The 9200-nt window shown below is 70.1% G+C and carries 7 protein-coding genes; 6 read left to right on the forward strand and 1 reads right to left on the reverse strand.

Annotated elements, in window-relative coordinates; all coding sequences use genetic code 11:
• Positions 1 to 203: 203 nt before the first annotated feature.
• Positions 204 to 3755, reverse strand: a complete 3552-nt coding sequence (gene metH, locus ACFT5B_RS18005) for a methionine synthase (RefSeq protein WP_386800554.1) — start codon at positions 3753 to 3755, stop codon at positions 204 to 206.
• A gap of 190 nt (positions 3756 to 3945) precedes the next feature.
• On the opposite strand from metH, the gene ACFT5B_RS18010 reads away from it, so the two are divergent.
• From ACFT5B_RS18010 to ACFT5B_RS18035, 6 genes are all read left to right on the forward strand, one after another.
• Positions 3946 to 5619, forward strand: coding sequence for a flavin monoamine oxidase family protein (locus ACFT5B_RS18010; protein ID WP_386800555.1), 1674 nt, complete (start codon positions 3946 to 3948; stop codon positions 5617 to 5619).
• A gap of 89 nt (positions 5620 to 5708) precedes the next feature.
• Positions 5709 to 5927: a Sec-independent protein translocase subunit TatA gene (tatA, locus tag ACFT5B_RS18015; RefSeq protein WP_386800556.1), complete on the forward strand. Its 219-nt coding sequence runs from the start codon at positions 5709 to 5711 to the stop codon at positions 5925 to 5927.
• A gap of 19 nt (positions 5928 to 5946) precedes the next feature.
• Positions 5947 to 6387 carry a Sec-independent protein translocase TatB gene (locus ACFT5B_RS18020; protein WP_386800557.1) on the forward strand — a complete coding sequence of 147 codons (441 nt, stop codon included), beginning with the start codon at positions 5947 to 5949 and terminating at the stop codon, positions 6385 to 6387.
• Position 6388: 1 nt separating this feature from the next.
• On the forward strand, positions 6389 to 7198 hold the full coding sequence (gene tatC, locus ACFT5B_RS18025; RefSeq protein ID WP_386800558.1) for a twin-arginine translocase subunit TatC: 810 nt from the start codon (positions 6389 to 6391) through the stop codon (positions 7196 to 7198).
• 156 nt (positions 7199 to 7354) lie between these two features.
• Positions 7355 to 8074 (forward strand): DUF6318 family protein, encoded by a 720-nt coding sequence (locus ACFT5B_RS18030; RefSeq protein ID WP_386800559.1) that lies wholly within the window; start codon positions 7355 to 7357, stop codon positions 8072 to 8074.
• Between the two features lie 110 nt (positions 8075 to 8184).
• A complete protein-coding gene (locus tag ACFT5B_RS18035) occupies positions 8185 to 8964 on the forward strand; it encodes a hypothetical protein (protein ID WP_386800560.1) in 780 nt (259 codons plus the stop codon).
• The last annotated feature ends 236 nt before the right edge of the window (positions 8965 to 9200 follow it).

Here is a 9200-nt window from a genome sequence, read left to right on the forward strand (position 1 = left end):
CCCGCCGGATCGGCGAAGAGCCATTTACTCCGCAGGGGAATCCAGCGCGATGCCTCCAGTTGTCTTTTGGGTCGATTTACGCCGGCACAGTGCTGCCACTGTGATAGGTCGTCTTGGAGCCTCGGACGCTTCTGCCTGAGCATCCCTGCGACTGCGCTCCGCAGACAGGTGCGCGGTCGGTGATCTGCGCCGCCGATGCGATGTCACACGCTGAAGTACTTCGCCTCGGGGTGATGCAGGATGAAGGCATCCGTCGACTGCTCCGGGTGCAGCTGCAGCTCCTCGGACAGCGTGACCCCCACCCGCCCGGGCTTCAGGAGCTCGACGACCTTGTGCCGATCTTCCATGTCGGGGCATGCGGGGTACCCGAGCGAGAACCGCGCGCCGCGGTAGTCGAGCTTGAACAACCCCTCCACGTCGGACGGTTCCTCATCCGCGAACCCGAGCTCCGTGCGCACGCGTGAGTGCCAGAACTCGGCGAGCGCTTCGGTGAGCTGCACGGACAGCCCGTGGAGCTCCATGTACTCGCGGTACTTGTTCTCGGCGAAGAGCCGGGCGGTGTGCGGGGTGACGGTGTCGCCGATGGTGACGAGCTGGACGGGCAGCACGTCGTACCGCCCGGTCTCCTCGATCCATTCCTTCGGCTTGATGAAGTCGGCGAGGCACAGGTGCCGGTCGCGCCGCTGCCGGGGGAACCGGAAGCGCAGCCGCTCGGTCCCCACCTCGCCGCCGGAGCCGCCGTCGGGCCCGGTGTGGTGCGCGACGACCACCTCGTCGCCCTCCGACCACACGGGGAAGTACCCGTAGATCACGGACGGGTCGACCATGCCCTCGGCGCGGATCGCGTCGAGCCACGCGCGCAGCCGCGGCCGCCCCTCGGTGTCGCGAAGCTCTTCAAAGGAAGCGCCGTCCTCGCCGCGCCCCGGCTTGAGCCCCCACTGTCCGAGGAACGTGGCCCGCTCGTCGAGGAACGCCGCGTAGTCCGCGAGCTGCAGCCCCTTGACGATCCGCGTCCCCCAGAACGGCGGCTCCGGCACGGGGTTGTCCGCGGCCACGTCTGACCGGGCGGGCAGGTCCTCCTCCGGCGTCTGCGTCACCGTCACGACGGCGTGTCGCCGCTTCTTCAGCTCTGGCAGCCCGACCGAATCAACAGCCTCACCCCGGGCCACCCGCACCAGCGGCTCCATGAGCCGCAGGCCCTCGAACGCGTCGCGCGCGTACCGGACGACGCCGTCGAACTGGCCGGCGAGGTCGTCCTCCACGTACGTGCGGGTGAGGGCCGCGCCGCCGAGCAGCACCGGCCACCGCTTCGCGAGCCCGCGCGAGGTCAGCTCCTCGAGGTTCTCCTTCATGACGACGGTCGACTTCACGAGCAGCCCGGACATGCCGATGACGTCGGCGTCGTGCTCCTCGGCGGCCTCGATGATCGCGGTGATCGGCTGCTTGATGCCGATGTTGTGCACCGTGTAGCCGTTGTTCGTGAGGATGATGTCGACGAGGTTCTTGCCGATGTCGTGCACGTCGCCGCGGACGGTCGCGAGCACGATCGACCCCTTCGACGAGTCCGCCCCCTCGACCTTCTCCATGTGCGGCTCGAGCAGCGCCACGGCGGTCTTCATGACCTCCGCGGACTGCAGCACGAACGGGAGTTGCATCTCGCCCTTGCCGAACAGCTCGCCGACGACCTTCATGCCCTCGAGCAGGTGCGTGTTGACGATGTCGAGCGCGGGCATCCCCTCGACGAGGCGGGCCTCGTCGAGGTCGGCCTCGAGGCCCTTGAGTTCGCCGTCGATGATGCGGCGCTCCAGCCGCTCGCCGACCGGCAGCGACGCGAGCTCGGCGGCCCGGGCGTCCCTCAGCGCAGCACTGTCCACCCCCGAGAACAGGTCGAGCAGGTGGGCGAGCGGGTCGTGCGTGAGGTTCCCTGCGTCGTCGTACTCGCGCTTGTCCCAGACGAGGTCGTAGGCGGCCTGGCGCTGGTCGTCGGGGATCTGGTTGAGGGGGAGGATCTTCGCGGCGTGCACGATCGCCGAGTCCAGCCCCGCCTGGACGCACTCGTGCAGGAACACCGAGTTCAGCACCGTGCGCGCAGCCGGGTTGAGCCCGAACGACACGTTCGACACCCCGAGCGTCGTGTGCACGCCGGGGTACTTGGCGACGAGCGCGCGGATCGCCTCGATCGTCTCGATGCCGTCGCGGCGCGTCTCCTCCTGCCCGGTCGCGATGGGGAAGGTGAGGCAGTCGACGATGATGTCCTCGCGCTTCATGCCCCACTCGCCGGTGAGCGTGTCGACGAGCCGGGACGCGATCGCGAGCTTCGTCTCGGTGGTCCGCGCCTGGCCCTCCTCGTCGATCGTCAGCGCGACGACGGCCGCCCCGTGCTCCTGCACGAGCGGCATGACCCGCGCGAACCGCGACCCCTCGCCCTCGCCGTCCTCGAAGTTCACCGAGTTCACGACGCCGCGCCCGCCCAGCAGCTCCAGGCCCGCCTGGATCACGGCCGGCTCGGTGGAGTCGATGACGAGCGGCAGCGTGGACGCCGACGCCAGCCGGGACACGACCTCGCGCGCGTCAGCGACGCCGTCGTGCCCCACGTAGTCGACGCACACGTCGAGCAGGTGCGCGCCGTCACGGGTCTGGGCCCGGGCGATGGCGACGCACTCGTCCCAGTCGCCGGCGAGCATCGCCTCGCGGAACGCCTTCGACCCGTTCGCGTTGGTCCGCTCGCCGATCGCGAGGAACGACGCGTCCTGGTGGAAGTCGACGTGCGAGTACAGGGACGCGACGCCGTTCTCGGGCTTCGGGTCGCGCACGGTGATGGACTGGCCGCCGACCGCGTCGACGACGGCCGCCAGGTGCTCGGGCGTCGTCCCGCAGCAGCCCCCGACCAGCCCGAGCCCGAACTCGCGCGCGAACTGCGTGTGCGCGGCGGCGAGGTCGGACGCGGACAGGGGGTAGCTGGCGCCGTCGGGCCCGAGGACGGGGAGCCCCGCGTTGGGCATGCACGTCACGGGTGCGGTCGAGTGCCGCGACAGGTGGCGCAGGTGCTCGCTCATGAGGTCGGGGCCGGTGGCGCAGTTGAGGCCGATCGCGTCGACGTCGAGCGCCTGGAGCGCCGTGAGCGCCGCACCGATCTCGGAGCCCATGAGCATGGTCCCGGTCGTCTCGACCGTCACCGACACGAACACCGGCACGTGCAGCCCGATCTCGCGCATCGCCTCGCGCGCGCCGTTCACCGCGGCCTTCGCCTGCAGCAGGTCCTGGCTCGTCTCGACCAGTACGGCGTCCGCGCCGCCCCGCACGAGGCCCACCGCCTGCTGGGCGAACGTGCCCTTGAGGTGGGAGTACGTGGTGTGCCCGAGGCTCGGGAGCTTGGTGCCTGGGCCCATCGAGCCGAGCACGAAGCGCGGACGGTCGGGCGTCGAGAACGTGTCCGCGGCCTCGCGCGCCAGCCGGGCGCCGGCCTCGGCGAGCTCGGTGATGCGGTCGTCGATGCCGTAGTCCGCGAGGTTCGACCAGTTCGCGCCGAACGTGTTCGTCTCGATCGCGTCCACGCCCACGGCCAGGTACGCCTCGTGGACCGACCGGATGATGTCCGGGCGCGACACGTTGAGGATCTCGTTGCAGCCTTCGAGGTTCTGGTAGTCCGCGAGCGACGGGTCCTGCGCCTGGATCATCGTCCCCATCGCGCCGTCGGCCACGACGACCCTCGAACGGAGTGCGTCGGCGAGCTGGGCGGAGCGGGCGGTCAGCATGTCTCGGAGTCTAGGGCGAGGGCGCCCACGAGGGGCCGGGCCGTCCACCGACGCAACTTCTTGCCAGATGTCACAAGTCGGAAATGGCGGCGAATCACCGAATTGACCTGCGCTCCCTAGCGTGGCGGTGTCTTGACCGGTCCCCGCACCAGGCAGGACCGGCCACGTCTACCACCGAGAGGTAGGGCACATGACTGACAAGCTGGATCTCCTGGACGAGAAGGCCTCGGGCGGCGTCTCACGCCGCGGGTTCCTTCAGGCCGTGGGCATCGGTTCCTCCGCCGGCGTGATGCTGGGGGCCATGGGCGCGATCGGCCTGGCGCCCACCGCGGCGGCGCAGGGGCACGGACCGGGCGGTCTGGCGCACAAGCAGGACTGGAGGTGGAGCCCGCCGAGCCGGGCCGACTTCAGCGCCAAGGGCAAGAAGAACGACAAGCGCGTCGTCGTCATCGGCGCGGGTCCCGCGGGTCTGTGCTCGGCGTACGAGCTCCAGAAGGCCGGGTACAAGGTGACGGTGCTCGAGGCGCGCCACCGTCCCGGCGGTCGCACGCTCACCATGCGCCCCGGCGACAAGGAGACCGACCTCGACGGCGTCACCCAGGTCGCCCAGTGGGACGACGGCGTCTACATGAACTGCGGCGCCGGCCGGGTGGCGCAGTGGATGGTCACGATGGAGTACTACCGCGAGCTCGGCGTGCCGTACCAGGTCATGACGAACGCCAGCGCCGAGGCCTACCTCTACAACGAGAAGCGGGGCTCGACCCCGGGGAACCCGACCAAGTATCGGACCGCGAAGGCGGACTTCTACGGCACCGTCGGGGAGCTGCTCACGTACGCGGCGGACCAGGGTGCGCTCGACGCGAAGCTCACCGAGGAGGACAAGGTCAACCTCAAGTCCTTCCTGAGCGCCCTCGGGTCGCTCAAGGACGGCAAGTACTGGGACGCGCCCACCCACGCCGACCGCGGCTACTCCCAGTACCCGAGCGCCTGGAACGTCGAGGGGGTCGAGCTGCCCCCGACGCGGCCCGACATGTCGCAGACGCTGGCCAGCCGGTTCGGCAACTACTTCGAGTTCGAGAACAGCTGGGAACAGGCCATGCTCATGTTCCAGCCGATCGGCGGCATGGACACGACGTACCAGTACTTCGTGCGGGCGATCGGCGAGCACAACGTGTTCTTCAACTCGCCGGTCACGGGCGTCGAGAACACGTCCGACGGCGTCAAGGTCACCTACCAGGACAAGCACGGCAGGAGCTACCAGCTCGCGGCGGACTTCGCCGTCGTCGCATCGCCGGCGCACATCGCGCGCACCTTCACCAACAACTGGGGCGCGGACATCGACACGGGCCTCGGCGAGTTCGCCAAGGGCGCCGCCGTCGGGAAGATCGGCCTGCAGTACGCGTCGCGCTGGTGGGAGACCGACCACCACATCTACGGCGGCATCACCGAGACCGACATGGACCTCCAGCACATCTGGTACCCGTCCTACGGCTACGGGGAGCGCAAGGGCCTCATCATCGGCTACTACAACACGGGCACCGCGGCCAGCACGTACGGGGCGCTGTCCCCGAAGGAGCGCGAGGCCCGCGCCGTCGAGCAGGGCGTGAAGATCCACGGCGAGAAGTACCGCACCGAGCTCGAGCACTCGTTCTCGATCGCGTGGCACAAGGTGCCCCACATCCAGGGCGCGTGGGCGTACCCGAACCTGGCCTCGCCCTACTTCCAGAAGCTCCAGGAGGGCGCGGGCAACGTGTACTTCGCGGGCGACTGGATGTCGGAGATCTCCGCGTGGCAGCACGGCGCCTTCTGGGCCGCGCGCTACGCCGTCCAGTCCCTGCACGAGAAGGCCGTCGCGACCGCCTGACGACCGCCGGTGCCCGGCCGCCCGCGCGGCCGGGCACCACCCCAGCGCAGCCCGTCTGCGTCCACCGTGAGACCAAGGGAGTCATCAACATGGGCATGCTCAAGCCGTGGCACATCATCGTCCTCGTGGCCGTCGTCCTGCTGATCTTCGGGGCGCAGCGCCTGCCCGACCTCGCGCGCAGCGTGGGCCAGTCGCTCAAGATCTTCAAGAGCGAGGTCAAGGAGCTCACCGGCGAGGGGGAGCAGACGCCCGCCACCAGGCCCGTCGCGGTGCCGGACCCGGCGCCCGTCTCGGCGTCCGAGGCCTGACGGACAGGGCGCCGGAGCCATGCTGGACATCAACGGCGGCGAGCTCCTCGTCATCGCGGTGCTCGCCGCCGTCCTCATCGGACCCGAACGGCTGCCGGAGTACGTCAAGCAGGTGACCGCCTTCGCCAAGGCGGCCCGCGGGTGGGTCGTCCAGGCGCGGGACCGCGTCACCGACGAGCTCGGGCCCGACGGCGTCGGCGTCGACTGGGCTCAGCTCGACCCGCGCCGGTACGACCCGCGCTCGATCGTCCGCGAGGCGCTGCTCGAGGACCTCCTGCCGGGCGGCGTCCGCAGGCCCGCCGGGTCGGTGGAGGACGTCGTCGTGCGTCTTCCGCCGGGTGCGGTCGCGATGCACGACGGCGGCCCCGGGGCGGTTCCCGGCGCCGCCGCCCCAGCGGTGCAGGACGCGTCCGGCGGCGCGCCGGTCGGCGCGCCCGGCGTCCGGACCGAGGCGGCCTGAGGTGGCGACGCTCACCTCGGACCCGGCGCCGGACCTCACGGGCGACCCCGCCCCCGGCCCGCGGACGCGAGACGGCCGGGGGCGGATGACCCTGCGCGCCCACCTGGCCGAGCTGCGGCGGCGAGCGTTCCTCGCCGCCGCGGGCCTCGCGGTCGGCGCGGCGGCGGGCTGGGCGCTTTACGACCCGTTGCTCGCGGTGCTGATGCGCCCGCTCAGCCGGGCGGCGTCGGCCCAGGGCGCGGAGATCGCGCTCAACTTCGCCTCGCTCGGCGCGCCCCTGGACGTCCGGATCAAGGTGTCGCTGTTCCTCGCCGTCCTGATCACGTGCCCGTGGTGGCTGTACCAGGGCTGGGCCTTCGTCACTCCGGGCCTCACCGGGCGTGAGCGGCGATACACCGTCGGGTTCCTCGCCGGCTCCGTGCCGCTGTTCCTGCTCGGCGGCGGCCTGGCCTGGTGGATGCTCCCGCACGCCGTGGACGTCCTGTCCTCGTTCGTCCCCGACGGTGCGGCCCAGCTCCTCAACGCGCAGGACTACCTGACGTTCGTCATGAGGCTCGTCCTGGCCTTCGGGGTCGCGTTCGTGACCCCCGCGCTGCTGGTCGCGCTCAACTTCGCCGGGATCGTGCGCCACGAACCGCTCGCGCGGGCCTGGCGCTGGGCCGTCCTCCTCGCGTTCGTGTTCGCCGCCGTCATGACGCCCACCCCGGACGCGCTGACGATGGTCGCCGTGGCCGTGCCGATCTGCGCGCTCTACCTCGCGGCGCTCGCCGTCACCACGTGGCACGACCGAAGTACGGACCAGCGGGCCTGACGCCTGCTGCTCGCGCTCGGTGAACTCGGTCGCCGTCGGGGCGCGCCATCGCCGCGGGCCGGTTGTCCACAGGGTGGACCCGTGGTGGCGGCGGGGCTGACGGTTGCCTGTAGGGTCGGCGCGTTCGTTCCGTTGTCGCACGTAACAGGGGGCCTGGTGGACACGCACAGCGACGTGACGCACCGTCCGACTGATCAGCACGCCTCATCCCGGGAGTCCGTGGGCCAGCGCGCCGTCGCGTCACGTCCGCGCGCGCGGCGGATCTGGGGCGGCGTCGCCGTCGTTGTCGTCGCCGCCCTGGCGCTCGCGGGCTGCACCAGTGGTTCAGGTGAGGCCGGCCCGACGACGCAGGCTCCCGTCTCCCCGTCACCGTCCGTGAGCACGCCGGCGGTCACGCCAGCACCGACCGCTACGCCGTCGAAGACCGCGTCCGCAGCCAGCGGTGCACCGAAGCGTCCGACGGGCATGAACGCCAACACCGCCGAGGGTGCGAGGAAGACGGCGCTGTACTTCATCCAGCTCTACCCGTACATGTTGCGGACCGGTGACACCAAAGAGTGGGATCGCCTCTCCGTGAAGAAGCAGTGCGAGTTCTGCTCGGAGGTCCGCGCGAAGGCCGTGAGCAAGAAGAAGCACCACCAGGTCTTCTCAGGCGGCGAGATCAAGGCGAAGGTCGTGACCACCTACGACCGCGACACGCTGTACGACGCCTACCCGATTGACATCCAGATCGATCAGCAGGCATCGGTCACTCATGACAAGGCTGGCAAGGTCGTCGCCACCGGTAAGCCGGTTTCGTCCATCGTCACCGTCGAGGCCGCGCGGGTCGGCCGGGTCTGGAAGATCCTCGAGATCGGCTCGGACGGCAAGAATTGAGACGTCGTGGGTCGTTTGCCGGGGCTGCGTTCGTGTGCGCGCTCGTCGTGGGAGTGTCCTCTGGTGCATGGGCTGGGGACGAGTTCACAAGCTCGTCAGACGGGAACCAGATGGAAGTTGGCCGCTACATCGGCGGCGACCCAATCGAGGACCCTGGCCACCGCGTGGGCGGCTTCGCAACGGTCCGGTACGAGCGTCAACCTGCGATCCTCTGTCGCGGCGGTGACGACGGTGCTGTCCAGGATTGTGCGTGGCTGATCGAGAAGGTCGCGGGCATCGACTGCCCGGATAACGCGATCTCGTTGGCGCCCCTGTTCCGGTCTACGCGTGAGGTGGCGGACGGCGAGCCGGGTGAGTGGTCGCCGTGGGAGTACGTCGAGTCGAACCTGTGCCTCAAGCCGGCTGATCTCGCCGCGGACGTGACCAAGGCGTTCAAGTCGCTGACCATCAAGCCGTCCCCGATCCGCGTGCAGCCGAGCGATGGCCAGGTGCTCATCAACATGTTCACCGTCACCTACACGGACGCCGAGGCGGAGACGTACAACATCAAGCTCGGCACCGGCGACCAGATGATCCCGATCGAGGTCCAGGCCGTGCCGACGAGCTTCACGTGGACCTACGGCGACGGCGAGGCACCGTTGACCACGGCAGACCCGGGCAAGCCGTATCCCGACCAGACGATCACCCACACGTACGCCCACAAGGGCGCGTCGAGCCTGGGGCTGTCGACGACGTGGACGGGCCGGTTCCGGATCGAGGGCCTCCCGGCCGATCCGAACGAGCCTGACACGTGGACCGCGATCCCCGGAGAAGCCCGGACCACGAGCCCGACGTTGCCGATCACCGTGTACGAACGTCGACCGCACCTGGTCGACGGCGCCCTCGGCTGAGGCGCCGGGCTTGCTTCCGGGTCGTACGTCGTTCGGTCATCCACAGATCCGCGGGAGCTGCCCTGTTCGGCGGTTCGGCTCGGTAGCGTCGGGCAGTTCACACGTACGCCGCGCCCGCGGCTAGTCATGTTCAGGGGGAGAGATGTCGCGTCCGGTCGATTGGTCGCCGGTGGGGTTGGACGTGGATCCGACGCCGGGTGATCCGGTGCTGGTGCTGTCGGGTGGGCGGGAGTACC

This window comes from Luteimicrobium sp. NPDC057192 (genome assembly GCF_042670205.1).
Lineage (GTDB): Bacteria > Actinomycetota > Actinomycetes > Actinomycetales > Cellulomonadaceae > Luteimicrobium.

Bases quoted from the DNA above. Each gene is read 5' to 3' on its own strand.
- metH (WP_386800554.1), bottom strand. From the start codon at position 3,755: ATGCTGACCGCCCGCTCCGCCCAGCTCGCCGACGCACTCCGTTCGAGG.
- ACFT5B_RS18010 (WP_386800555.1), top strand. From the start codon at position 3,946: ATGACTGACAAGCTGGATCTCCTGGACGAGAAGGCCTCGGGCGGCGTC.
- tatA (WP_386800556.1), top strand. From the start codon at position 5,709: ATGGGCATGCTCAAGCCGTGGCACATCATCGTCCTCGTGGCCGTCGTC.
- ACFT5B_RS18020 (WP_386800557.1), top strand. From the start codon at position 5,947: ATGCTGGACATCAACGGCGGCGAGCTCCTCGTCATCGCGGTGCTCGCC.
- ACFT5B_RS18035 (WP_386800560.1), top strand. From the start codon at position 8,185: ATGGAAGTTGGCCGCTACATCGGCGGCGACCCAATCGAGGACCCTGGC.